Origin of the sequence: Caballeronia sp. LZ008 (assembly GCF_031451435.1) — a bacterium.
In the GTDB taxonomy this organism is placed as follows: Bacteria; Pseudomonadota; Gammaproteobacteria; order Burkholderiales; family Burkholderiaceae; genus Caballeronia; species Caballeronia zhejiangensis.
The window spans coordinates 1,728,565-1,751,879 of record NZ_JARUXK010000001.1 but is presented as its reverse complement, the minus strand read 5'-3'; the positions used below and the strand labels follow the sequence as shown (position 1 = coordinate 1,751,879).

Below are 23,315 nucleotides of genomic sequence, written 5' to 3'. Positions count from 1 at the left end.
GAAACGCGAAAGCAATAACAGGAACCCGCAGGAACGCCAGGTCTGCCGCAATACGAAGGGCGCGGCAGGTTTTCGTTCGGTAGGAATTGAAAGAGTCGTGTCTGAAAATGATCTCAGCTGAAGGCCTGAAAGAAATCGATCGCGCGGTCGCGAAGTATCCCGCCGAGCAAAAGCAATCGGCGGTGATGGCGGCGCTCGCTGTCGCTCAGGAAGAGCATGGTTGGCTCTCGCCCGAAATCATGCAGTTCGTGGCCGATTACCTGAGCATGCCGCCGGTCGCGGTGCAGGAAGTCGCCACGTTCTACACGATGTACGAGCTGAAGCCGGTCGGCAAGCACAAGATCACGCTCTGCACGAATCTGCCCTGCCAGCTCGGCCCGGATGGCGGTTCGGACAGCGCTGCCGAATATCTCAAGCAGAAGCTTGGAATCGATTTCGGCGAGACCACGCCCGACGGCAAGTTCACGCTAAAAGAAGGCGAGTGCTTCGGCGCGTGCGGCGACGCACCTGTGCTGCTCGTGAACAACCATCGCATGTGCAGCTTCATGAGCCGCGAGAAGATCGACCAGTTGATCGAGGAACTTTCGAAATGACGTCACTCCACGATCGTCACATCAAGCCGCTGATCCTCGCTGGCCTCAATGGCGAGAACTGGCATCTCGAAGATTACGTCGCGCGCGGCGGCTACAAGCAGTTGCGCCGCATTCTCGAAGAAAAGATTCCACCCGAGCAGGTGATCGCCGACGTCAAGGCGTCGGGTCTGCGCGGCCGCGGCGGCGCGGGCTTTCCGACCGGCCTGAAGTGGAGCTTCATGCCGCGTCAGTTTCCGGGGCAGAAGTATCTCGTCTGCAATTCGGACGAAGGCGAGCCGGGCACGTTCAAGGATCGCGACATCCTGCGCTGGAATCCGCACGCGCTGATCGAAGGCATGGCCATCGGCGCGTATGCAATGGGCATCACCGTCGGCTACAACTATATCCACGGCGAGATTTTCGAAGTCTATCGCGTGTTCGAAGCGGCGCTCGAAGAAGCGCGTCAGGCCGGCTATCTGGGCGCGAACATCCTGGGCTCGGGTTTCTCGTTCGAGCTGTACGCGCACCATGGTTACGGCGCGTACATCTGCGGTGAAGAAACCGCGCTGCTCGAATCGCTCGAAGGCAAGAAGGGCCAGCCGCGCTTCAAGCCGCCGTTCCCGGCGAGCTTCGGCGTGTACGGCAAGCCGACCACGATCAACAACACCGAGACGTTCGCGGCGGTGCCGTTCCTGCTGGAAATCGGCCCGCAGAATTACCTCGAGATCGGCAAGCCGAACAACGGCGGCACGAAGATTTTCTCCGTCTCGGGCGATGTGAACCGTCCGGGCAACTACGAGATTCCGCTCGGCACGCCGTTCTCGACGCTGATGGAACTGGCGGGCGGCGTGCGCGGCAAATCGATCAAGGCCGTGATTCCGGGCGGCTCATCCGCGCCGGTCGTGCCGGGCGACATGATGCTCGCGACCGACATGGACTACGACTCGATCGCGAAGGCCGGCTCGATGCTGGGCTCGGGCGCGGTCATCGTGATGAACGAAACGCGCTGCATGGTGCGCTCGCTGTTGCGCCTGTCGTACTTCTACTATGAAGAGTCGTGCGGCCAATGCACGCCGTGCCGTGAGGGCACGGGCTGGCTGTATCGCGTCGTGCATCGCATCGAGCACGGTCTCGGCCGCAAGGAAGATCTGGATCTGCTGAACTCGGTCGCCGAGAACATCATGGGCCGTACGATCTGCGCGCTCGGCGATGCAGCGGCGATGCCCGTGCGCGGCATGCTCAAGCACTTCTGGGACGAATTCGAATATCACGTCGAGCACAAGCATTGTCTCGTCGGCGGGCACGCGCATCACGCGCCGTCCGAAGCGCTTACCGCGTAATCAGGCGCGCAGTCAGATGCGCGACAACGCTCGAGAAGGGTTGAGGATCTTTATCCATCATGGTTGAACTAGAAATTGACGGCAAGGCGGTCGAGGTGCCTGAAGGCAGCATGGTGATCCAGGCTGCGCACAAGGTCGATACGTACATCCCTCACTTCTGCTATCACAAGAAACTGTCGATCGCGGCGAACTGCCGGATGTGCCTCGTCGAAGTCGAAAAGATGCCGAAGGCCGTTCCCGCCTGCGCCACGCCGGTATCGAACGGCATGATCGTCCGCACGACGTCGGACAAGGCCGTGAAGGCCCAACAGTCGGTGATGGAATTCCTGCTGATCAACCACCCGCTCGATTGCCCGATCTGCGATCAGGGCGGCGAGTGCCAATTGCAGGATCTGGCCGTCGGTTACGGCAAGTCGCAGTCGCGCTATAGCGAAGAAAAGCGCGTGGTGTTCCACAAGAACGTCGGTCCGCTCATCTCGATGGAAGAGATGTCGCGCTGCATCCACTGCACGCGCTGCGTGCGCTTCGGCCAGGAAGTCGCCGGCGTGATGGAGCTCGGCATGCTGGGCCGTGGCGAGCATTCGGAAATCACGTCGTTCGTCGGCAAGACCGTGGATTCGGAGCTGTCGGGCAACATGATCGACCTGTGCCCGGTCGGCGCGTTGACGAGCAAGCCGTTCCGCTACAGCGCCCGTACATGGGAACTGTCGCGCCGCAAGTCGGTGAGCCCCCACGATTCCGTCGGCGCGAACCTCGTGGTGCAGGTGAAGAACAACCGCGTGATGCGCGTTCTGCCGATGGAGAACGAAGCCATCAACGAATGCTGGATCTCCGACAAGGACCGCTTCTCGTACGAAGGCCTGAACAGCGACGAGCGTCTCACCACGCCGATGCTGAAGCAGGGCGGCAACTGGATCGAAACCGACTGGCAGACCGCGCTCGAGTACGTCGCGAAGGGCCTGAAGGGCATCAAGGCGGATCACGGCGCGAATGCCATCGCCGCTTTGGCCACGCCGCACAGCACGGTCGAAGAACTGCATCTGCTGAAGACGCTGGCTGAAGGCGTCGGCACGCCGAACGTCGATTTCCGTCTGCGTCAGAACGATTTCTCGGCGCCGGTCGGCGTCGGCGCGCCGTGGCTCGGCACGAAGATCGCGAATCTGTCGACTATCGACACTGCGTTCGTCATCGGCTCGTTCCTGCGTCGCGATCATCCGCTGTTTGCCGCGCGTCTGCGTCAGGCCGCGAAAAACGGCGCGAAGCTCACGTTCCTCAACGCAAGCAACGACGACTCGCTGATCCCGACCGCGCATCGCCTGGTCGCGGCGCCGTCGGCGTGGCTCGATCAGCTTGCGGGCATCGCTGCGGCGGTTTCGGAAGCGCGCGGCGTCGCGCTGCCGGACGCATTCGCGGGTCGCGAAGTGTCGGCCGCGGCGAAGGACGTCGCGGCGTCGCTGTCGGCGGGCGAACAGCGCGTCGTGCTGCTCGGCAACCTCGCGGTTCAGCATCCGGATTTCGCGCAGATTCAGGCGGCCGCCCAGTGGATCGCCGACAATACCGGCGCGACGCTCGGCTTCCTCACGGAAGGGGCGAACTCGGTCGGCGCGCATCTCGTCGATGCATTGCCGGGCGAGGGCGGTCTCAACGCGCGCGAAGTGTTCGAGCAGCCGCGCAAGGGCTACGTGCTCTTCAACGCGGAACCGGAATTCGATACGGCCAATCCGGCGCAAGCCATCGCCGCGCTCAAGGCAGCGGAAATGGTCGTCGTGATGTCGCCGTTCAAGCACGGCATGGACTACGCGGACGTGCTGCTGCCGATCGCGCCGTTCACGGAAACGTCGGGCACGTTCGTCAACGCGGAAGGCACCGCTCAGTCGTTCAACGGCGTCGTGCGCGCGCTCGGCGAGACGCGTCCGGGCTGGAAGGTGTTGCGCGTGCTGGGCACGATCCTCGGCCTGCCGGGCTTCGAGTTCGACACCGCTGACGAAGTGCGTGTCGCGGCGTTGGGCACGGGCGATCTGACCGCGCGTCTGTCGAACAAGACGACGGTGCAGGCCAAGCGCGCTGCATCGAACGTCGTGTTGAACGGCAGCGGCCTGCAGCGTCTCGCCGATGTACCGATCTATCACGCCGATGCGCTCGTGCGCCGCGCGCCCTCGTTGCATTTGACGGCAGCCGCACGCGATGCAAACGTGGCGGGCCTCCCGACGGCGCTCTTCGACAAGCTCGGTCTGAAGGATGGCGAAGCAGTGCGTATTCGCCAAGGCAATCTGTCGGTGACGTTGCCCGCGGTCCGCGATGCGAATCTCGCGGAATCGGTGGTCCGCGTGTCGGCGGGCACGACGGCTGGCGCCGCGCTCGGCGGCCTGTTCGGTGAACTGGTAGTGGAGAAGGCGTAAAAATGGGCTTGTTCGATACGATCAACGCAGGCGGCACGCAGCTTCTGGGCGTCGCATGGCCGACGGTGTGGGCGGTGGTCCGCATCCTGGTGGTTTCGGTGGTCATCCTGCTGTGCGTGGCCTACCTGATTCTCTGGGAACGCAAGCTCATCGGCTGGATGCACGTGCGTCTCGGCCCGAACCGCGTCGGCCCCGCAGGCTTGCTGCAGCCGATCGCCGACGTGCTGAAGCTTCTGCTCAAGGAAGTCATCCAGCCGACGGCTGCGAGCAAGTGGATCTATGTGATCGCACCGATCATGACCGTGGTGCCGGCGTTCGCCGTGTGGGCGGTGATCCCGTTCCAGGCGAAAGCGGTGCTCGGCGACATCAACGCGGGTCTGCTGTACATCATGGCGATTTCGTCGATCGGCGTATACGGCGTGATTCTGGCGGGTTGGGCGTCGAACTCGAAGTACGCGTTTCTCGGCGCGATGCGCGCCGCGGCGCAGATGGTGTCCTACGAAATCTCGATGGGCTTCGCGCTCGTCGTGGTGCTGATGGTCGCGGGCACGCTGAACATGTCCGACATCGTGCACTCGCAGCAGCGCGGCATGTTCGCGGGCTGGGGCATCAACTTCCTGTCGTGGAACTGGCTGCCACTTTTGCCGATGTTCGTCGTGTACTTCATCTCGGGCATCGCGGAAACGAACCGTCACCCGTTCGACGTGGTGGAAGGCGAATCGGAAATCGTCGCCGGTCACATGATCGATTACTCGGGCATGGCGTTCGCGCTGTTCTTCCTCGCCGAGTACATCAACATGATCGTGATCTCGGCGATCGCAGCGACGCTGTTCCTCGGCGGCTGGGATGCACCGTTCGGCTTCCTGTCGTTCATTCCGGGCGTATTCTGGTTCGTTTTCAAGGTTTTCCTGCTGCTGTCGGTCTTCATCTGGGCGCGCGCGACATTCCCGCGTTACCGCTACGACCAGATCATGCGTCTCGGCTGGAAGGTGTTCCTGCCGGTGTCGGTGATCTGGGTGGTCGTGGTCGGTTTCTGGATCATGTCGCCGCTCAACATCTGGAAGTAAGCGAGCGCGGACGAAAACATCATGAATGCTATTCAGAACTTCTTTAAGACCTTCTTCCTGACCGAGTTGCTCAAGGGTCTTGCGCTGACGGGACGTTACACGTTCCAGCGCAAGATCACGGTGCAGTTCCCGGAAGAAAAGACGCCGATCTCGCCGCGTTTTCGCGGTCTGCACGCGCTGCGCCGCTATGAGAACGGCGAAGAGCGCTGCATCGCCTGCAAGCTGTGCGAAGCGGTGTGCCCGGCGATGGCGATCACGATCGAATCGGAAACGCGCGCGGACAACACCCGTCGCACCACGCGTTACGACATCGACCTGACCAAGTGCATCTTCTGCGGTTTCTGCGAGGAGAGCTGCCCGGTCGATTCGATCGTCGAAACGCACATCCTCGAATATCACGGCGAAAAGCGCGGCGACCTGTATTTCACGAAGGACATGCTGCTTGCGGTGGGCGATCGCTACGAAACGGAAATCGCCGCATCGAAGGCGGCCGACGCGCCTTATCGTTGATATGCGTCCGATGCCCGAGCCTCATGTTCCGGCATCGCACCGTAGCGATTTTGTTGTTGCTGTTTGGCACACTGCGGCGCGCGCCGAGGGCGGCTCTTGTCCGAAAGCGCCGACACACCATGCCTGATGATGGCCTAACGATGAACCGGTAATCATGGAATTCACAACCGTACTGTTCTATATCTTCGCGCTGCTGCTGGTCGTTTCCGCGCTGAAGGTGATCACTTCGCGCAACCCGGTGTCGTCCGCGCTCTTCCTCGTGCTCGCGTTCTTCAACGCGGCCGCGATCTGGATGCTGCTGCAAGCCGAATTCCTCGCGATTCTGCTGGTTCTCGTATATGTCGGCGCCGTGATGGTGCTGTTCCTGTTCGTGGTCATGATGCTCGACATCAACATCGATGTCCTGCGCAAGGATTTCAGGCGCTTCGTGCCGCTCGCGAGCATCGTCGGCGCGATCATCGTGATCGAGACCGCGCTGATCCTTTGGCACGGCTACGGCGGCACGATCACACCCGAAACGTCGACGGCGGTGACGGGCGCAGCGGCGATGTCGAACACGCAACTGATCGGCAAGGTCATCTACACCGACTACATCTTCGCGTTCGAAATCGCCGGCCTCGTGCTGCTGGTTGCGATCATCGCGGCGATCTCGCTCACGATCCGCGACAAGAAGGACAAGAAGACCCAAACCGTCAGCCAGCAGGTCAAGGTGCGCCGCGAAGACCGCGTGCGCCTCGTGAAGATGCAGGCCGAAACGCAGGCGCCCGACGCCTCCACGGAACCTGCCGTGACCGGCAACATCGGCGCGGGCACGGTCGACAACAAGGGCTGAGCGCGAAGGAGAAATCGAATATGTTGAGTCTTGCCCATTACCTCGTGCTCGGTGCGATCCTCTTTGCGATCAGCATCGTCGGCATCTTCCTGAACCGCCGCAACGTCATCATCATCCTGATGGCCATCGAATTGATGCTGCTCGCGGTGAACACCAATTTCGTCGCGTTCTCGCACTATCTGGGCGACGTGCACGGCCAGATCTTCGTGTTCTTCGTGCTGACTGTCGCCGCCGCTGAAGCCGCGATCGGTCTCGCGATTCTCGTGACCCTGTTCCGTAGCCTCGACACGATCAACGTCGAGGACCTCGATCAGCTCAAAGGTTAATTTCAGGCTAGGCTGTTATGTCCACGACACTCAATGAAAACCTCCTGCTCGCGGTTCCGCTGGCGCCGCTTGCCGGCTGTCTGATCGCGGGGCTGTTCGCGAAATGGGTAGGGCGCAAGGGCGCGCATCGCGTCACGATCCTCGGCGTCTTCATCTCGTTCATTCTTTCGGCGATCGTCTTCAACGACGTGATGCACGGCGCGAGCTTCAACGCGACCATCTACGAATGGATGAGCGTCGGCACGCTGAAGATGGAAGTCGGCTTCCTGGTCGACTCGCTCACGGCGATGATGATGGTCATCGTGACCTTCGTCTCGCTGATGGTGCACATCTACACCATCGGCTACATGGCGGACGAGGAAGTCGGCTACGAGCGCTTCTTCTCGTACATCTCGCTCTTCACGTTCTCGATGCTGATGCTCGTCATGAGCAACAACTTCCTGCAGCTGTTCTTCGGCTGGGAAGCGGTGGGCCTCGTGTCGTACCTGCTGATCGGCTTCTACTTCACGCGTGAGAGCGCGATCTACGCCAACATGAAGGCGTTCATCGTGAACCGCGTGGGCGACTTCGGCTTCCTGCTGGGCATTGGCCTGCTGCTCGCGTTCGCCGGTTCGCTGAACTATGGCGACGTGTTCGCGCAGGGCGACAAGCTCGCGACGATGACGTTCCCCGGCACGCAATGGGGTCTGCTGACGGTCGCGTGCATTTGCCTCTTCATCGGCGCGATGGGCAAGTCGGCGCAGTTCCCGCTGCACGTCTGGCTGCCCGACTCGATGGAAGGCCCGACGCCGATTTCCGCGCTGATCCACGCGGCAACGATGGTGACGGCCGGCATCTTCATGGTGACGCGCATGTCGCCGCTCTTCGAGCATTCGGATGCGGCGCTTTCGTTCGTGACGGTCATCGGCGCGATCACGGCCTTGTTCATGGGCTTCCTCGGCGTCGTGCAAAACGACATCAAGCGCGTGGTCGCGTACTCGACGCTCTCGCAGCTCGGCTACATGACGGTCGCGCTCGGCGTCTCGGCTTATCCGGTCGCCGTGTTCCACCTCGGCACGCACGCGTTCTTCAAGGCGCTGCTGTTCCTCGGCGCGGGCTCGGTCATCATCGGCATGCACCACGATCAGGACATGCGCAACATGGGCGGCCTGCGCAAGTACATGCCGATCACCTGGATCACATCGCTGATCGGTTCGCTCGCGCTGATCGGCACGCCGTTCTTCTCGGGCTTCTACTCGAAGGATTCGATCATCGAAGCCGTGAAGTACTCGCATCTGGCGGGCTCGGGCTTCGCGTATTTCGCGGTGGTCGCGAGCGTGTTCGTCACGTCGCTGTACTCGTTCCGCATGTACTTCATGGTGTTCCACGGCGAAGAGCGCTTCCGCGGTCCGAAGCATCCCGACTCGCCGATGGGCCAGGCGGAAGCGCACGGCCACGGTCATGATTCGCACGGTCATCACGACGATCACGGTCACGGACACGCTCACGTCCCGCACGAAACGCCTTGGGTCGTGACGCTGCCGCTCGTGCTGCTCGCGATTCCGTCGATCATCATCGGCGCGATCATGATCGGCCCGATGATCTACGGCGACTTCTTCTCGCACGGCGTCGTGTTCGACAAGGTGATCTACATCGCCGAGAACCACGAAGGCCTGAAGGAAATGGCCGAAGAGTTTCACGGCTGGATTGCGATGGCGCTGCACGGCATCATCACCCCGGGTCCGGTGTGGCTCGCGGCGCTCGGCGTGATCGTCGCGTGGTTCTTCTACATGAAGCGTCCGGACCTGCCAGCGGTTGTCGCGCGCACGTTCCGCCCGATCTACGTGCTGCTCGACAACAAGTACTACTGCGACAAGATCAACGAGGTCGTGTTCGCGAAGGGCGCTGTCGCCATCGGCCGCGGCTTGTGGAAAGAGGGCGATGTGGTCGTCATCGACGGCATCGTCAACGGCAGTGCGCGGTTCATGGGCTGGTTCGCCGGTGTGATCCGCTTCCTTCAATCCGGTTACATCTATCACTACGCGTTCGCCATGATTATCGGCATGTTGGGGCTCTTGACCCTGTTTGTGACGCTCGGCGGCAAATAAGGCGAGGGATCCTATGCACTCTTTTCCGATTCTCAGTGTCGCGATCTGGCTGCCGATCGTTTTCGGCCTGCTCGTGCTCGCAGTTGGTAACGACCGCAACCCGGCGCCCGCGCGCTGGGTCGCGCTGGTCGGCTCGGTGCTCGGGCTGATCGTCACGATTCCGCTCATCACCGGCTTCGATACGTCGACGGCCGCGCTGCAGTTCGTCGAACAGTCGAACTGGATCGAGCGCTTCAACATCACGTATCACCTCGGCGTCGACGGCATCTCGATGTGGTTCGTCGTGCTGACCGCGCTCATCACGGTGATCGTCGTGATCGCCGGCTGGGAAGTGATCACCGAGCGCGTGTCGCAGTACATGGCCGCGTTCCTGATCCTCTCGGGCATCATGATCGGCGTGTTCTCGACGGCGGACGGCCTGCTGTTCTACGTGTTCTTCGAAGCCACGCTCATTCCGATGTACATCATCATCGGCGTGTGGGGCGGCCCCAACCGCGTGTATGCGGCGTTCAAGTTCTTCCTGTACACGCTGGCCGGCTCGCTGCTGATGCTGGTCGCGCTGCTGTACCTCTACACGCAGACGCACACGTTCGATCTGGCGACGTGGCAAGCCGCGAAGCTCGACATGACGCCGCAGGTGCTGCTGTTCATCGCGTTCTTCCTGGCGTTCGCCGTGAAGGTGCCGATGTGGCCGGTGCACACGTGGCTGCCGGACGCGCACGTCGAAGCGCCGACGGGCGGTTCGGTCGTGCTGGCGGCGATCATGCTGAAGCTCGGCGCGTACGGTTTCCTGCGCTTCTCGCTGCCGATCGCGCCGGACGCGAGCCATTTCCTCGCGCCGGTGGTCATCACGCTGTCGCTGATCGCGGTGATCTACATCGGTCTCGTCGCGATGGTGCAGTCCGACATGAAGAAGCTCGTCGCGTATTCGTCGATCGCGCACATGGGCTTCGTCACGCTCGGCTTCTTCATGTTCGGTGCGTCGAGCCAGCTCGCGGTCGAAGGCGCGATCATCCAGATGATCTCGCACGGTTTCGTATCGGGCGCGATGTTCCTTTCGATCGGCGTGCTGTACGACCGCGTGCACTCGCGCCAGATCGCGGATTACGGCGGCGTCGTGAACACGATGCCCAAGTTCGCGGCATTCGTGATGCTCTTCGCGATGGCCAACTGCGGCCTTCCGGGTACCTCGGGTTTCGTCGGCGAATTCATGGTGATTCTGGCAGCGGTGAAGTACAACTTCTGGATCGCTTTCCTCGCGACGTTCACGCTGATCCTCGGCGCGGCCTACACGCTGTGGATGTACAAGCGCGTGTACTTCGGCGCGGTCGCGAACGACCACGTCGCGAAGCTCAAGGACATCAACGGGCGTGAATTCCTGATGCTCGCCATCCTTGCGCTGTTCACGCTGTACATGGGCCTGCATCCGAAGCCCTTTACCGACGTGATGCACGAATCCGTGGCAAACCTGCTCTCCCACGTCGCGCAGTCCAAGCTGCCGCTGGCTCAGTAACGTCGTGCGGAGGAACTAAAAGATCATGCAAAACGCCTCTATGAGTATTCTTTGGCCTGACGCGATCCTGATGGCGTCGGTCGTTCTGGCCTGGCTCAACGACACGATGTTCGGCCCGAAGAGCCGCGGCACGACGTATCTGATCGCGCTCGTGTCGACGATCGTCTGCGGCGTGTGGTTCGCCGTCACCGCGCTCGACCCGACGCCGCATTTCTTCTTCACGCGCATGTATATCGTCGATCCGTTCGCGAGCGCGATGAAGGCGGTGGTGTGTCTCGGCTACGCGGTGTCGATCATCTACTCGAAGAAGTATCTGGAAGACCGCGACCTGTTCCGCGGCGACTTCTTCCTGCTCGGCCTGTTTTCGCTGCTCGGCCAGTGCGTGATGATTTCGGGCAACAACTTCCTGACGCTGTATCTCGGCCTCGAACTGATGTCGCTGTCGCTGTACGCGGTGATCGCGCTGCGCAAGGACGTGCCGCAGTCGAACGAGTCGGCGATGAAGTACTACGTGCTCGGCGCGCTCGCATCCGGCTTCCTGCTGTACGGCATCTCGATGATCTACGGCGCGACCGGCTCGCTCGATCTGAACGAAGTGCTGAAGACCGTCGCTTCGGGCCGCATCAACGACGCCGTGCTGCTGTTCGGCGCGATCTTCATCGTTGCGGGCGTGGCGTTCAAGATGGGCGCGGTGCCGTTCCACATGTGGGTGCCTGACGTCTACCAGGGCGCGCCGACCGCGATGACGCTGCTCACCGGCGGCGGACCGAAGGTCGCGGCGTTCGCGTGGGGTCTGCGCTTCCTGGTGATGGGCCTCTTGCCGCTCGCGGTGGACTGGCAGGAAATGCTCGTGATCCTCGCGGCGCTGTCGCTGATCGTCGGCAATATCACGGGTATCGTGCAGAAGAACATCAAGCGGATGCTGGCTTACTCGGCCATCTCGAACATGGGCTTCGTGCTGCTGGGTCTGCTCGCCGGCGTGGTCGACGGCAAGCTGACGGGTGCGGCGGGCGCATACAGCTCGGCGATGTTCTACAGCATCATCTATCTGGTCACGACGCTCGGCACCTTCGGCGTGGTCATGCTGCTCGCGCGCCGCGACTTCGAAGCCGAAATGCTCGAAGACTTCAAGGGCCTGAATCAGCGCAGCCCGGTATTCGCGTTCGTCATGATGATCATGATGTTCTCGCTCGCCGGCATCCCGCCGACGGTCGGCTTCTACGCGAAGCTCGCCGTGCTCGAAGCGACGATGAACGCCGGTCTCACATGGCTCGCCGTCCTCGCCGTCATGACCTCGCTCGTGGGCGCGTTCTACTACCTGCGCGTCGTCAAGCTGATGTACTTCGATGCGCCGACGGACGCATCGCCGATCGTCGCCGGCGGCCTGAACCGCTCGCTGCTCGCGTTCAACGGCCTGGCCGTTCTGGTGCTCGGTCTGGTGCCGGGTCCGTTGATGAGCGCGTGCCTCACGGCGATCTCGCATACGCTGCCGCTGTAATGTCGGCGGCAGGCTGGTTCATCGTGCTGTTGGCGCTCGTTCTCGCCAACGTGCCGTTCCTGAATCAGCGCCTCTTCGCCATCGTCCCGTTGCCGCTTCCGGCGTCGACGGGACGCAAGGCGGCGAAGAAGGGCGCGTGGATTCGCATCGGCGAGCTCGTCGTTCTTTACTTTGTGGTCGGTGCGCTCGGCTTCATGCTCGAAGCGCGCGCCGGCAACCGATTCGATCAGGAATGGCAGTTCTATGCCATTACCTTCAGTCTCTTCGTCGTGTTCGCCTTTCCGGGCTTCACGTATCAATATCTCGTCAAACGCCGCTGACCGCTTCGTGCTGTCAGCGGCTTGTTTGCTTCAACAGCACAGGGCTCAAGATGGCAGATCATTCCTCGATTCCCGGTAACGACGACGGCCTCATCGAAAAGAAGGTCGAAAGCGTCACGCTGCACGAGGGCAAGTTCCTCACGCTGAAACGCGATACCGTTGAATTGCCCGATGGCAAGCACGCGACGCGCGAGTTCGTCGAGCATCCTGGCGCGGTGATGATTCTCCCGGTCTTCGACGACGGACGCGTGCTGCTCGAACGCCAATTTCGTTATCCGGTGGGCCGCGTGCTGCTTGAATTTCCGGCGGGTAAGCTCGATCCGGACGAAGACGAGCTGACGTGCGCGAAACGCGAGTTGCAGGAAGAGACGGGTTACACCGCGCGTGAATGGACGTTCCTCACGCGGATCCATCCGGTGATTTCGTATTCGACCGAGTTCATCGACATCTATCTTGCGCGCGGCCTCAATGCCGGCGATGCGAAACTCGACGAAGGCGAATTCCTCGAGACTTTCGTCGCCGACGAAGCGCAGTTGATGGCCTGGGTGAAGGACGGCAGCATCAGCGACGTGAAGACGATCATCGGCGTGTTCTGGCTGGAGAAGATCCGCTCGGGTGAGTGGAAGCTTGGTGGGTCGATCGAGGATTGAGCGCTCGTCACACGGATGCGTGCAAAAGCGGCCTCGATGGCCGCTTTTGTCGTTTTTGCGTCGTCGAAGGCGCCCTTCGGGCCGAGCGGCTAGAATGAGTGGTTCAGCGTTTGACGGCCACTGCACATTCCTGCAGATTTGCGAACGACCGTTCATAAAACGCGTTTTTGAGATAAACTTCAACGAAGCCCCATCAGCATGAAGGTCCTCGATTTAAAGTGCTCGCACGATCACCGGTTCGAAGGCTGGTTCGCCTCGACCGAAGAGTTCGAGTCGCAATTGTCGCGCAAGCTGGTTGCTTGTCCGGTTTGCTCGGCGACCGATGTGAGTCGTATGCCGTCCGCGCCACGCTTGAATTTGTCGTCCGCGCGAGGTGAGGCGGCTTCCCAGCCCGCGCAGGCGCAAGCCGCGCGTGAAGCGGCGGCATTGCAGGCGCGCGCGCTGCAATTCATGCGCGAGCTGATCGAGAAGACCGAAAACGTGGGCGACCGGTTTGCCGACGAGGCGCGGCGCATTCATTACAACGAGGCGCCGGCGCGCAACATACGCGGCGTCACGACGCCCGAAGAGACGCACGCCCTGCTCGAAGAAGGGATCGACGTGATGCCGTTGCCTGTTCCGGACGCGCTGAAAGAGCCGCTGCAGTAACGTTCTTGCGCGGTGTATTTTCGGGCTCCGGAAGGGGCCGTGAAGGAGACACTGCGCATGGACCTCAGTTTTTCTCACCGACGCCAGTCCTCCGCGCGTTCTGCGCGACCGTGTTCTCCGTTGTCAGAATTTGCCGCCACGTAAAGGAGAACGCATGACCTACGCTTTTGAGGATTTCGAAATCGGCAGCGCCGTGACGCTGGGCGCGCACACGTTCACGAGAGAGGAGATCGTCGGATTTGCGGAGCGTTACGATCCGCAACCGTTTCATCTCTCGGAGGCGGCGGGCGAGGCGTCGCATTTCGGCGGGCTCGTCGCGAGCGGCTGGAACACCTGTTCCGCGATGATGGGCATCCTCGTGCGCGACATGTTGCGCGGTTCGACCTCGATGGGCTCGCCCGGTCTCGACAACATCCGCTGGATCAAGCCGGTGCGCGTCGGCGATAGCGTGCGCCTCACCGTGCGCGTGCTCGACAAGCGCGTGTCGAAGAGCAAGCCGGATCGCGGCATCGTGCAGACGCGCTGGGAAGCGCACAACCAGAACGGCGAGCTCGTGCTGACCGTCGATTCCGCCGCGCTTTTCGGCCTGCGCAATCCTGTCGATTCAGGCGCTTCAGCCGCCTGACGCGTATTTCCCGAGTTCGAGCTTCGCGATCGCATTTCGATGCACTTCGTCGGGGCCGTCGGCTAAACGCAGCGTGCGCGCCGATGCATATGCATAAGCAAGCGGAAAGTCGTCGCAGACGCCTCCCGCGCCGTGTGCCTGGATCGCCCAGTCGATGACCTGGCACGCGACGTTCGGCGCGACGACCTTGATCATCGCGATTTCGCCGCGCGCGCCCTTGTTGCCGACGGTGTCCATCATGTACGCGGCCTTGAGCGTCAGAAGCCGCGCCTGCTCGATCATGATGCGCGCCTCGGCGATCCGCTCCTGCGTCACGCCATGCTGCGCGATCGGCTTGCCGAACGCGACGCGCGCGAGTGTGCGTCTCGTCATCAACTCGAGCGCGCGTTCGGCGAGTCCGATCAGACGCATGCAATGATGGATGCGCCCGGGCCCGAGCCGCCCCTGCGCGATTTCGAAGCCGCGTCCTTCGCCTAACAGCATGTTCGTCGCGGGCACGCGCACGTTGTCGAGCGTGATGTCCATATGGCCGTGCGGCGCGTCGTCGTAACCGAAGACGTTCAACGGCCGATGCACCGTGATGCCGCTCGCATCGGCGGGCACGAGAATCATCGATTGCTGCGCGTGTTTCGGCGCGTCGGCGTCGGTCTTGCCCATCACGATATACACCTTGCAGCGCGGATCGCCCGCGCCCGACGACCACCATTTGTGGCCGTCGATCACGTAGCTGTCGCCGTCGCGCGCGATGCTGCAGCGGATGTTCGTCGCATCCGATGACGCAACTTCCGGCTCCGTCATCAAAAACGCCGAGCGGACTTCGCCGCGCAACAGCGGCTCGAGCCATTGGGCTTTTTGCGCATCGGTGCCGTAGCGTTCGATGGTTTCCATGTTGCCCGTATCGGGCGCGCTGCAATTGAAGACTTCGGGCGCCCACGGCACGCGACCCATGATTTCGCACAAGGGCGCGTATTCGAGATTCGTCAGCCCCGCGCCGCGCGCCGATGCGGGCAGGAAGAGATTCCACAGTCCCTCGGCGCGCGCTTGCTCCTTCAAGCCTTCGATGAGGCGCGTCGGAATCCACGCGTTGCCAGCCGCGCGATTCGCCGCGATTTCATCGGCGTAAGCGCCTTCGTTGGGATAGATGTGCGCGTCGAAGAAAGCGAGCAGCTTCTCGCGCAACGCCTGCACCTTGGGCGTGTAGTCGAAGTTCATGCGCTTGTCCCCACTTTTTGTGCGTATGTCCACGCGAGTTCGGCCATCGGCCGCGCGCGCTTGCCCGCATCGACGGCTTGCGCGCTTGCGGCGGTGCCATCGACGACGCGCTTCATGATGCCCTGCAGGATCGCGGCGATGCGGAACATGTTGTAGGCGAGATAGAAGTTCCAGTCGCCTTCGATTGCGAAGCCGGTGCGCTCGCAATAGCGCTTCACGTACGCGGCTTCGCCGGGAATGCCGAGCGCCGCCCAGTCGAGTCCGGCGATGCCGCGAAACTGCGATGGGTCGACATGCCACGCCATGCAGTGATACGCGAAGTCGGCGAGCGGATCGCCGAGCGTCGACAGTTCCCAGTCGAGCACGGCGAGCACGCGCGGCTCGGCCGGATGAAAGATGAGATTGTCGAGCCGGAAGTCGCCGTGCACGACGCTGACTTTCGGTTCGCGGGACGCGGGAATATGCCGCGGCAACCAGTCGATCAGGCGATTCATCGCGTCGATCTTCTCGGTTTCGGACGCGACGTATTGCTTGCTCCAGCGTCCGATCTGCCGCTCGAAATAATTGCCCGGCTTGCCGTAGCCCGATAACCCGGCGGCCTCGACATCGACGGTATGGAGCGCTGCGATCACGCGATTCGTTTCCTCATAGATCGCGGCGCGCTCGACGGGCGTCATGCCGGGCAACGACTGATCCCACAGCACGCGGCCCTGGACGAACTCCATCACATAGAACGCGCGGCCGATCACGCTTTCGTCCTCGCATAACGCGAGCATGCGCGCGACGGGAACGTCGGTGGCGGCGAGCGCGTGCATCACGCGATACTCGCGCTCGATCGCATGCGCAGACGGCAAGAGTTTCGCCGCGGGTCCGGGCTTCGCGCGCATCACGTAACTGCGCGCGGGCGTGACGAGCTTGAATGTCGGATTCGACTGGCCGCCGGCAAATTGTTCGATGGTCAACGGGCCGTCGAAGCCATCGACGTTCGCCGCGAGCCACGCTACGAGCGCATCGGTATCGAAACGCTGTTTGTCCTGCACGGGCCGCGTTCCTTCGAACGCGGAGAAATCGGACTGCTTTTGCGTCTCGTTGTTCTGCATCGTCTCCTCCGGACTGCGGTTTTCAGTTCATGTCGCCGGCCTTGTAGCGAACGAATTGGGCGTAGAGCAGTTCCATCGTCGTATTGCGCACGTCGGCGTGCAGCGGCGAGGGCGGCGAATGATTGATCGCGTGCACGACCCAGTCGGCCGGCTTGTCGCCGACATCGAGCGCGTTGATGCAGCCCGTCGCCTGCGACAGATGCCCGAAGAACGCGCGCCCGCCCGCGGTGATCGCGTGCGAGAGCAGCGCGCGATTGACGCCACCGTGCAGCACGAGCAGCGCCGTGTCCCACGATCGATCTTCACGCAGACGCGCGACCGCAGGCAGCACGCGGTCGAGCAATTCGCCGATGGTTTCGCCGCCGAGGAATTGCGTCTCTTCCGGCACGACGCCATCGAACACCGAGAGAAACGCGCGCTCGATGTCCGACACCGTCAGATCCTTCAGCTTGCCGCCGCGAATTTCCTGCCACTCGGGCCACACTTCGATGTCGATGCGTTGCCCCGTCGCGTCGAGCACGCGTTGCGCGGTTTCGATCGTGCGCGGCAATCCGCTCCCAATCACGCGATCGAAGCGCACGTTCTGCGCGGCGAACTCGCGGCCCGCGGCGCTCGCTTCCTCGCGTCCGCGCTCGTTGAGCGGCACGCTTTCGGGATCGATCGCGCGGCCGCTGTCGTCGAAATAGGTGACGTCTCCATGACGCATCAGAAAGATGCGCCGGCGCTTCGGCAATTCGTAGTGAGCCATGAGCTTAGCGATAGTTCGGCTGGCGCTTTTCGAGGAACGCGGTGATGCCTTCGAGCGCGTCGCCGTGATGCAGCGCATCGACGAAACTGTCGCGCTCCATGTCGAGATGCGCGGCGAGCGGCTGCAGTTCGGCGGCGTTGATGAGCGACTTGATGCGCGCCATCGCTTTCGGCGACACGCTGCCGAGATCGTCGGCCCACGCGATAGCCGCATCGAGCGCGATGCCTTTCTTCGTCAGCCGGTTCACGACGCCGACTTCATGCAGCCGCGCCGCGCCGATCGGCTTCGCTTCGAGCAGCACTTCGCTCGCGAGCGTGCGCGGCAGCGTGCGTGACAGAAACCACGATGCGCCGCCATCGGGCGTCAGGCCGACGCGTGCATACGACATGACGAATCGGGCGTCATCGGCGGCGACGATCAGATCGCACGCGAGCGCGAGCGAGAAACCCGCGCCGGCCGCCGCGCCTTCGACGGCGGCAATGACCGGTTTCGTCGATGAGCGCAACGCGCTGATCCATTCCGCCAGCAGATCGATGCTTTCGCCTTGCACCGACGGATCCTTCGCGCGGTTTTCCAGCAGGCGATTCAGATTGCCGCCCGCGCAGAAGAAGTTGTCCGCGCCGGTCAGCACGATCGCGCGCACGCTGTTGTCGCGCTCCGCCGTGTTCAACGCCTCGATGCCGGCCGCGTACATGTCCGGATGCAGCGCGTTGCGCGCGCCGGGATTGGACAACTTGAGCACGAGCGTGGTGTCGCTGCCCGCGGGACGGTCTGTCAGAAGTTCGGCGCTCATCTGAGCTCCTCGGTATGGGTAAGCGAAAGTCCGAGCTGCGCGCGCCGCGTGAGCCACGGCGAGGGCCGGTAGCGCGGATCGCCGAGCGCGGTGCAAATGTTGCGCAGGATCGTGAGAATCGTCGTCGCGCCGAGCGTATCGCCGAGCGCGAGCGGACCTTGCGGATAGCCCAGGCCGAGCATCACGGCGAGATCGATGTCCTCGGGCGTCGCGATGCCTTGCTGCGCGATATCGCAGCCGATATTGACGATCGTCGCGACGACGCGTTGCGCGACGAAGCCGGTCGAATCGCGGATCACGGAGACCGGCACGCCGTCGAAAGCGAGGAGGGCGTGCGCGGCGTCGCGCATCTCGGGCGAGGTCGCGGGCGTCGTCATGATCGTGCGGCGCGCGACCGTATCGAGCGGGAAGAGCGTATCGACGGCGACGACGCGCGTCGCATCGAGATGCTCGTTGACCGCGGCGGTGGTCGCATCGAAACCGAGCGGCGTCACGATGATGAGCGAATCCGGCTCCGGCGTGTGGCCCGCGTCGATGTGCACCGAGCAATCGCATTTGGCGATCAGCTTCAGCACTTGCTCCCGTCCTTCGTGCGATGCGCGGCTGATCCACACGCGCGTCGGCAGTTCGGTCGGCGCGGCGGATTCGGGCGGCACGTCCTGCTTGCCATCGACATAGCGATAAAAACCTTCGCCTGCCTTGCGCCCGATGAGCCCGCCCGCGAGCCGCGTGCCCGTGATCGGCGACGGCTTGAAGCGCGGCTCCTCATAGAACTGGTGATAGATCGACTCCATCACCGGATGCGATACATCGAGCGCGGTGAGATCGAGCAGCTCGAACGGTCCGAGCCGAAAGCCTGCCTGCTCGCGCATGATGCGGTCGATTTCCGCGAAGCTCGCGACGCCTTCGCTCGCCACGCGCAGGCCTTCGGTGTTCATGCCGCGCCCGGCGTGATTGACGATGAAGCCCGGCATGTCCTTCGCGCGCACGGGCGTATGACCCATGCGGCGCGCGAGGTCCATCAATGCGTCGCCTGCGCGCGGGTCGCCGCGCAGTCCGTCGATGACTTCGACGACGCGCATCAACGGCACCGGGTTGAAGAAGTGAAAGCCCGCGACGCGCTCGGGATGCGCGCATCCGGCGGCGATCGCGGTGATCGAAAGCGACGACGTGTTCGACGCCAGAATGCAGCGCTCGCCGACCACGGCTTCGAGCTCGCGAAACAGTTCGCGCTTGAGGTCGAGGTTCTCGACGATCGCCTCGACGATGGCGTCGCAATCGGAGAGCTCGCCCGTGTCGCCCGCATCGCGGATGCGCGCGAGCGCCGCGTGCGCGTCGGCTTCCTTGAGCTTGCCTTTTGCGATGAGCTTCGCGAACGTGTCCGACAGATACTCGCGCGCCGCAGCGAGCGCTTTCGGATTCGTATCGTAGATGCGCACGCTGAGCCCGCCGAGCGCCGCGATCTGCGCGATGCCGCGCCCCATCGCGCCGCTGCCGACGATGCCGAGCGTTTCGATCTTGAAGTCTTGCGTACTCATGTTCCGTTCGACTCCTCGTTGTGGCGGTTATGGCGCGTGCGCCGCGGTTCAAAGCTTCGCGAGACGTTCCAGCGCGAGTGCGAGCGTTTCTTCCTTCTTCGCGAAGCAGAAGCGCACGACGCCCGATTCATGGCTCTCGTGATAGAACGCCGAAACGGGAATCGCCGCGACGCCGATCTCGCTCGTGAGCCATTGCGAGAACTCGGCTTCGGGCATGTCGCTGATCTTCGAATAATCGACGCACTGGAAGTAAGTGCCTTCGGACGGCAACAGCGAGAAGCGCGTCTTCGCGAGACCTTCGCGGAAGAAATCGCGCTTCTTCTGATAGAACGCGGGCAGTTCGAGATACGGCTTCGGGTCTTCGAGATAATGCGCGAGACCGATCTGCATCGGCGTGTTCACGGTGAACACGTTGAACTGATGCACCTTGCGGAATTCGGCCGTCAATGCGGCGGGCGCGGCCACATAGCCGACTTTCCAGCCGGTCACATGAAACGTCTTGCCGAAGCTCGACACGACGAAGCTGCGTTTCGCCAGCTCCGGATAGCGCGACACGCTTTCGTGCGGCGCGCCGTCGTAGACCATGTGCTCGTAGACTTCGTCGGAGACGATCAGCACATTGGTGTCGCGCACGATCTCTTCGAGCTTCTTCATGTCCTCCGCGCGCCACACGCGGCCGGTCGGATTGTGCGGCGTGTTGATCATGATGAGGCGCGTCCTCGGCGTGATCGCGGCGGCGATCTTGTCGAAGGGCAGCGCGTAGTCGGGCGCTTCGAGCGACACGAACACCGGCTTGCCACCCGCCAGTTCGATCGACGGCACATAGCTGTCGTACATCGGCTCGATGACGATGACTTCATCGCCCGGATGCACGCAGCACAGGATCGCCGTGAGCAGCGCCTGCGTCGCGCCGGCGGTCACGGTGATGTCGGTGTCGGGGTTATACGCGCGGCCGTAGAGCGCGTCGATCTTGCGCGCGATCGCCTGGCGCAACGGCGCGGCGCCCGCCATCGGCGGATATTGATTGTGGCCGTCGCGCATGGCGGCCGCGACGGCATCGACGATGCGGGCGTCGCAATCGAAATCGGGGAAGCCCTGGCCGAGATTCACCGCGCCTTTTTGCGTGGCGAGCGCGCTCATCACGGTGAAGATGGTCGTGCCCACGTTGGGCAGACGCGACGGGAAGGAAAGTTCGGGCGGTGTCGGCGGCAATTCGTGCGTCGTGTTCATGGTCGGATGGGCGTTGAATTTGGCTCGCGACTATTTTAAGACACCGTCAGCCGATGGCCGCCTGTGCCTCGAATTCGATGACGAACGGCTTCGGCTCGGCGATGCGAAACGCGAAATCGCGCGCGACGCGCCGCGCGAGCTTCAGCACCGCGCGGTCTTTCGATACGAGCCACTGTGCGCCCGATGCGTGCGCGAGTTCGAGAAACTTCTGGTCGTCGCGGTCCTTGCATTGGGGCAGCGGACGCCCGTTTTCGTCGATGGTCGCGGCCACGAGCGTCGACAGGCGCGCGACGCTCGCGAGCGCGGCGGTCTTGTCGACGTCCATTCGCACGAATTGCGGATAGTCGAGCACGCGCGTGAGTTCCCTGAGACAGCGCTCGTCGATGAGCGCTTCGAGCGTGCGGGCAACGAGTGCGGCGTGAATCGGACGCGTGGCGGGGTCGTCGAATACGAGGATGTCGATCCACACATTCGAATCGAGCACCACGCGCGGGGAGCCAGGCTGCGGCGCGGCGGAATTGTCCATTCGATACAATCAGGGGTTTATGCCAATGATCGCCGGCGGCGTGCCGGCGAGCCTCCATGATAATCGTTCTCTCGCCCGCCAAATCGCTCGACTACGAGACGCCTGCCCATATCAAGAAGCACACGCTGCCGCAATTCGTCGATGACGCCGCGGAACTGATCGACGGACTGCGCGAACTTTCGCCGCAGCAGATCGGCGGCATGATGAGCATTTCGGACCCGCTCGCGGCGCTGAACTTCCAGCGTTACGCGGACTGGTCGAAGACCTTCGACACGAACAATTCCAAGCAGGCGGTGCTCGCGTTCAACGGCGACGTGTACGAAGGCTTTGCCGCGAAGTCGCTGTCTGCCGGCGATCTCGATTTCGCGCAAAATCATGTGCGCGTACTGTCGGGGCTGTATGGTTTGTTGCGGCCGCTCGATTTGCTGCAGCCGTATCGGCTCGAAATGGGCACGAAGTTTCCGAATGCGCGCGGCAAAGATCTCTACGCTTTCTGGGGCGAGCGCATTACGGCGGCGCTCAACGAGCAGTTGCAGAGGCAGCGCGGCGCGCGGGTGCTCGTGAACTGCGCGTCGGAGGAATATTTTAAGTCGGTCAAGCCGAAGCTGCTGGCGGCTCCGGTCATCTCGCCCGTGTTCGAGGACTGGAAGGGCGGGCGCTACAAGATCATCAGCTTTCATGCGAAGCGCGCGCGCGGAATGATGGCGCGTTATGCGGTCGAGAACCGCATCGACGAACCGGAAGCGCTCAAGGGCTTCGACAGCGAAGGCTACAAATTCGATGCAAAAGCATCGAACGACACGACCTATGTATTTCGTCGCCGCGTCGCGGACTGAGATCCACGCGGCAAGCACGCAAGGAAACGCAGATGACTCTCTCTATCTCAAGCAACTTCGACGCGGGCGCGATCGAAGTCCTCAACGCCGACGATCCCGCCGACATTCGCCTGCGCATTCGTCCCGATTCGCACGCGGATTTCGCGCAATGGTTCTATTTCCGCGTGTCGGGCGCGCGCGGCGAGCGTCTCGTGATGACCTTCGAGAACGCGGCGCAGTGCGCGTTTCCCGAAGGCTGGCGCGACTATGAAGCGGTCGCCAGCTACGACCGCGTGAACTGGTTCCGCGTGTCGACGGAGTACGACGGGCAGGTGATGAAGATCGACCACACGCCTGACTTCGATCGCATCTATTACGCGTACTTCGAGCCGTACAGCGAAGAGCGCCACTCGGAGTTTCTCGGCGCGGTCCAGCAGATGCCGCTCGCGACGCTGACCGAGCTCGGCAGCACGGTTCAGGGCCGCCCGATATCGGTGCTGTCGCTCGGCATCCCGGATTTCGGCGACGCCGAGCCGAAGAAGAAAGTCTGGATCATCGCGCGTCAGCATCCGGGCGAGACGATGGCGGAATGGTTCGTCGAAGGACTCGTGAAGCGTCTCGCCGGTTTCGGCGACTGGGCGGGCGATCCGGTGGCGCGCGCGCTCTTCGAGCGGGCCATTTTCCATATCGTGCCGAACATGAATCCGGACGGCAGCGTGCTCGGCAACCTGCGCACCAACGCGGCGGGCGCGAACCTCAACCGCGAATGGATGGAGCCGAGCGCGCAACGCAGTCCGGAAGTGCTGGTCGTGCGCGAGGCGATCGAGGAGACGGGTTGCGACCTGTTCTTCGATATCCACGGCGACGAAGCCATTCCGTACGTGTTCGTCGCGGGATCGGAGATGTTGCCGGGCTTCACCGAGCTGCAGGCGAAGGAGCAGATGGCGTTCGTCGATTTCTTCAATC

23 protein-coding genes are annotated in these 23,315 nt (G+C 62.7%); 16 read left to right on the top strand and 7 right to left on the bottom strand.

The annotated features are described in order from the left end of the window. Window positions 1-107: 107 nt before the first annotated feature. The 14 genes from nuoE (at window position 108) to QCE49_RS08105 (ending at window position 14,387) form a co-directional block, all read left to right on the top strand. A complete protein-coding gene (nuoE, locus tag QCE49_RS08170; RefSeq protein WP_008341741.1) occupies window positions 108-593 on the top strand; it encodes an NADH-quinone oxidoreductase subunit NuoE in 486 nt (161 codons plus the stop codon). Next, the gene (gene nuoF, locus QCE49_RS08165; protein ID WP_008341740.1) at window positions 590-1,912 is read left to right on the top strand and encodes an NADH-quinone oxidoreductase subunit NuoF; all 1,323 of its coding nucleotides are present in this window, start codon (window positions 590-592) and stop codon (window positions 1,910-1,912) included. Before nuoE ends, nuoF begins: the two co-directional genes overlap by 4 nt. Before the next feature lie 59 nt (window positions 1,913-1,971). After that, window positions 1,972-4,311 carry an NADH-quinone oxidoreductase subunit NuoG gene (nuoG, locus tag QCE49_RS08160; protein WP_008341739.1) on the top strand — a complete coding sequence of 780 codons (2,340 nt, stop codon included), beginning with the start codon at window positions 1,972-1,974 and terminating at the stop codon, window positions 4,309-4,311. Window positions 4,312-4,313: 2 nt separating this feature from the next. Beyond that, window positions 4,314-5,378: an NADH-quinone oxidoreductase subunit NuoH gene (gene nuoH, locus QCE49_RS08155; RefSeq protein WP_008341736.1), complete on the top strand. Its 1,065-nt coding sequence runs from the start codon at window positions 4,314-4,316 to the stop codon at window positions 5,376-5,378. A 21-nt stretch (window positions 5,379-5,399) separates the two neighbouring features. After that, window positions 5,400-5,888, top strand: coding sequence for an NADH-quinone oxidoreductase subunit NuoI (gene nuoI / locus QCE49_RS08150; RefSeq protein WP_008341734.1), 489 nt, complete (start codon window positions 5,400-5,402; stop codon window positions 5,886-5,888). 154 nt (window positions 5,889-6,042) lie between these two features. Further along, window positions 6,043-6,720, top strand: coding sequence for an NADH-quinone oxidoreductase subunit J (locus QCE49_RS08145; RefSeq protein WP_008341733.1), 678 nt, complete (start codon window positions 6,043-6,045; stop codon window positions 6,718-6,720). A gap of 20 nt (window positions 6,721-6,740) precedes the next feature. Further along, the gene (gene nuoK, locus QCE49_RS08140; protein ID WP_007588140.1) at window positions 6,741-7,046 is read left to right on the top strand and encodes an NADH-quinone oxidoreductase subunit NuoK; all 306 of its coding nucleotides are present in this window, start codon (window positions 6,741-6,743) and stop codon (window positions 7,044-7,046) included. A 17-nt stretch (window positions 7,047-7,063) separates the two neighbouring features. Continuing rightward, window positions 7,064-9,133, top strand: coding sequence for an NADH-quinone oxidoreductase subunit L (gene nuoL, locus QCE49_RS08135; RefSeq protein WP_008341714.1), 2,070 nt, complete (start codon window positions 7,064-7,066; stop codon window positions 9,131-9,133). A gap of 13 nt (window positions 9,134-9,146) precedes the next feature. Next, the gene (locus QCE49_RS08130) at window positions 9,147-10,646 is read left to right on the top strand and encodes an NADH-quinone oxidoreductase subunit M (RefSeq protein ID WP_008341712.1); all 1,500 of its coding nucleotides are present in this window, start codon (window positions 9,147-9,149) and stop codon (window positions 10,644-10,646) included. Window positions 10,647-10,671: 25 nt separating this feature from the next. After that, window positions 10,672-12,144 carry an NADH-quinone oxidoreductase subunit NuoN gene (gene nuoN, locus QCE49_RS08125; protein ID WP_008341711.1) on the top strand — a complete coding sequence of 491 codons (1,473 nt, stop codon included), beginning with the start codon at window positions 10,672-10,674 and terminating at the stop codon, window positions 12,142-12,144. Beyond that, the gene (locus tag QCE49_RS08120) at window positions 12,144-12,464 is read left to right on the top strand and encodes a DUF2818 family protein (RefSeq protein WP_250460372.1); all 321 of its coding nucleotides are present in this window, start codon (window positions 12,144-12,146) and stop codon (window positions 12,462-12,464) included. The genes nuoN and QCE49_RS08120 overlap by 1 nt, the downstream gene beginning before the upstream one ends. Window positions 12,465-12,514: 50 nt before the next feature. Further along, a complete protein-coding gene (locus QCE49_RS08115) occupies window positions 12,515-13,114 on the top strand; it encodes an NUDIX domain-containing protein (RefSeq protein ID WP_250460374.1) in 600 nt (199 codons plus the stop codon). A gap of 198 nt (window positions 13,115-13,312) precedes the next feature. After that, entirely contained in the window at window positions 13,313-13,762 is a 450-nt protein-coding gene (locus QCE49_RS08110; RefSeq protein WP_250460375.1) for a DUF1178 family protein, read from the top strand. A 154-nt stretch (window positions 13,763-13,916) separates the two neighbouring features. Next, window positions 13,917-14,387 carry a MaoC family dehydratase gene (locus tag QCE49_RS08105; protein ID WP_250439927.1) on the top strand — a complete coding sequence of 157 codons (471 nt, stop codon included), beginning with the start codon at window positions 13,917-13,919 and terminating at the stop codon, window positions 14,385-14,387. Here QCE49_RS08105 and QCE49_RS08100 read toward each other — a convergent pair. The 7 genes from QCE49_RS08100 to QCE49_RS08070 are packed head-to-tail and all read right to left on the bottom strand — an operon-like array spanning window position 14,376 to window position 21,534. Beyond that, the gene (locus QCE49_RS08100) at window positions 14,376-15,599 is read right to left on the bottom strand and encodes an acyl-CoA dehydrogenase family protein (protein WP_033535770.1); all 1,224 of its coding nucleotides are present in this window, start codon (window positions 15,597-15,599) and stop codon (window positions 14,376-14,378) included. The two genes, QCE49_RS08105 and QCE49_RS08100, sit on opposite strands and share 12 nt — an antisense overlap. Then, window positions 15,596-16,699: a phosphotransferase gene (locus tag QCE49_RS08095; RefSeq protein WP_175983169.1), complete on the bottom strand. Its 1,104-nt coding sequence runs from the start codon at window positions 16,697-16,699 to the stop codon at window positions 15,596-15,598. The genes QCE49_RS08100 and QCE49_RS08095 overlap by 4 nt, the downstream gene beginning before the upstream one ends. A gap of 22 nt (window positions 16,700-16,721) precedes the next feature. Beyond that, window positions 16,722-17,447: a histidine phosphatase family protein gene (locus tag QCE49_RS08090; protein WP_250460377.1), complete on the bottom strand. Its 726-nt coding sequence runs from the start codon at window positions 17,445-17,447 to the stop codon at window positions 16,722-16,724. Window positions 17,448-17,451: 4 nt separating this feature from the next. After that, complete coding sequence (locus QCE49_RS08085) at window positions 17,452-18,240, bottom strand: oxepin-CoA hydrolase, alternative type (protein ID WP_008341693.1); 789 nt, start codon at window positions 18,238-18,240, stop codon at window positions 17,452-17,454. Further along, a complete protein-coding gene (locus QCE49_RS08080) occupies window positions 18,237-19,778 on the bottom strand; it encodes a 3-hydroxyacyl-CoA dehydrogenase (protein ID WP_250460379.1) in 1,542 nt (513 codons plus the stop codon). Before QCE49_RS08080 ends, QCE49_RS08085 begins: the two co-directional genes overlap by 4 nt. Window positions 19,779-19,826: 48 nt before the next feature. Beyond that, complete coding sequence (locus QCE49_RS08075; RefSeq protein WP_250434878.1) at window positions 19,827-21,008, bottom strand: pyridoxal phosphate-dependent aminotransferase; 1,182 nt, start codon at window positions 21,006-21,008, stop codon at window positions 19,827-19,829. Window positions 21,009-21,054: 46 nt separating this feature from the next. Next, window positions 21,055-21,534, bottom strand: coding sequence for a putative toxin-antitoxin system toxin component, PIN family (locus tag QCE49_RS08070; RefSeq protein ID WP_244807400.1), 480 nt, complete (start codon window positions 21,532-21,534; stop codon window positions 21,055-21,057). A 56-nt stretch (window positions 21,535-21,590) separates the two neighbouring features. On the opposite strand from QCE49_RS08070, the gene yaaA reads away from it, so the two are divergent. Together yaaA and QCE49_RS08060 are read left to right on the top strand one after the other, a co-directional pair. Continuing rightward, window positions 21,591-22,370, top strand: a complete 780-nt coding sequence (yaaA, locus tag QCE49_RS08065; protein ID WP_008341685.1) for a peroxide stress protein YaaA — start codon at window positions 21,591-21,593, stop codon at window positions 22,368-22,370. A gap of 32 nt (window positions 22,371-22,402) precedes the next feature. Further along, window positions 22,403-23,315 (top strand): M14-type cytosolic carboxypeptidase (locus tag QCE49_RS08060; RefSeq protein WP_309805876.1); only part of this gene is annotated, 913 nt, incomplete at its 3' end.

Excerpts from the sequence above, each read along its gene's own strand:
- QCE49_RS08130 (WP_008341712.1), top strand. The coding sequence starts at position 9,147 with ATGCACTCTTTTCCGATTCTCAGTGTCGCGATCTGGCTGCCGATCGTT.
- nuoI (WP_008341734.1), top strand. The coding sequence starts at position 5,400 with ATGAATGCTATTCAGAACTTCTTTAAGACCTTCTTCCTGACCGAGTTG.
- QCE49_RS08115 (WP_250460374.1), top strand. The coding sequence starts at position 12,515 with ATGGCAGATCATTCCTCGATTCCCGGTAACGACGACGGCCTCATCGAA.
- QCE49_RS08110 (WP_250460375.1), top strand. The coding sequence starts at position 13,313 with ATGAAGGTCCTCGATTTAAAGTGCTCGCACGATCACCGGTTCGAAGGC.
- QCE49_RS08070 (WP_244807400.1), bottom strand. The coding sequence starts at position 21,534 with ATGGACAATTCCGCCGCGCCGCAGCCTGGCTCCCCGCGCGTGGTGCTC.
- QCE49_RS08075 (WP_250434878.1), bottom strand. The coding sequence starts at position 21,008 with ATGAACACGACGCACGAATTGCCGCCGACACCGCCCGAACTTTCCTTC.
- QCE49_RS08085 (WP_008341693.1), bottom strand. The coding sequence starts at position 18,240 with ATGAGCGCCGAACTTCTGACAGACCGTCCCGCGGGCAGCGACACCACG.
- nuoH (WP_008341736.1), top strand. The coding sequence starts at position 4,314 with ATGGGCTTGTTCGATACGATCAACGCAGGCGGCACGCAGCTTCTGGGC.
- QCE49_RS08095 (WP_175983169.1), bottom strand. The coding sequence starts at position 16,699 with ATGCAGAACAACGAGACGCAAAAGCAGTCCGATTTCTCCGCGTTCGAA.
- nuoF (WP_008341740.1), top strand. The coding sequence starts at position 590 with ATGACGTCACTCCACGATCGTCACATCAAGCCGCTGATCCTCGCTGGC.
- QCE49_RS08145 (WP_008341733.1), top strand. The coding sequence starts at position 6,043 with ATGGAATTCACAACCGTACTGTTCTATATCTTCGCGCTGCTGCTGGTC.
- nuoN (WP_008341711.1), top strand. The coding sequence starts at position 10,672 with ATGCAAAACGCCTCTATGAGTATTCTTTGGCCTGACGCGATCCTGATG.
- QCE49_RS08120 (WP_250460372.1), top strand. The coding sequence starts at position 12,144 with ATGTCGGCGGCAGGCTGGTTCATCGTGCTGTTGGCGCTCGTTCTCGCC.
- nuoL (WP_008341714.1), top strand. The coding sequence starts at position 7,064 with ATGTCCACGACACTCAATGAAAACCTCCTGCTCGCGGTTCCGCTGGCG.
- QCE49_RS08100 (WP_033535770.1), bottom strand. The coding sequence starts at position 15,599 with ATGAACTTCGACTACACGCCCAAGGTGCAGGCGTTGCGCGAGAAGCTG.
- nuoG (WP_008341739.1), top strand. The coding sequence starts at position 1,972 with ATGGTTGAACTAGAAATTGACGGCAAGGCGGTCGAGGTGCCTGAAGGC.
- QCE49_RS08080 (WP_250460379.1), bottom strand. The coding sequence starts at position 19,778 with ATGAGTACGCAAGACTTCAAGATCGAAACGCTCGGCATCGTCGGCAGC.
- QCE49_RS08090 (WP_250460377.1), bottom strand. The coding sequence starts at position 17,447 with ATGGCTCACTACGAATTGCCGAAGCGCCGGCGCATCTTTCTGATGCGT.
- QCE49_RS08105 (WP_250439927.1), top strand. The coding sequence starts at position 13,917 with ATGACCTACGCTTTTGAGGATTTCGAAATCGGCAGCGCCGTGACGCTG.
- nuoK (WP_007588140.1), top strand. The coding sequence starts at position 6,741 with ATGTTGAGTCTTGCCCATTACCTCGTGCTCGGTGCGATCCTCTTTGCG.
- nuoE (WP_008341741.1), top strand. The coding sequence starts at position 108 with ATGATCTCAGCTGAAGGCCTGAAAGAAATCGATCGCGCGGTCGCGAAG.
- yaaA (WP_008341685.1), top strand. The coding sequence starts at position 21,591 with ATGATAATCGTTCTCTCGCCCGCCAAATCGCTCGACTACGAGACGCCT.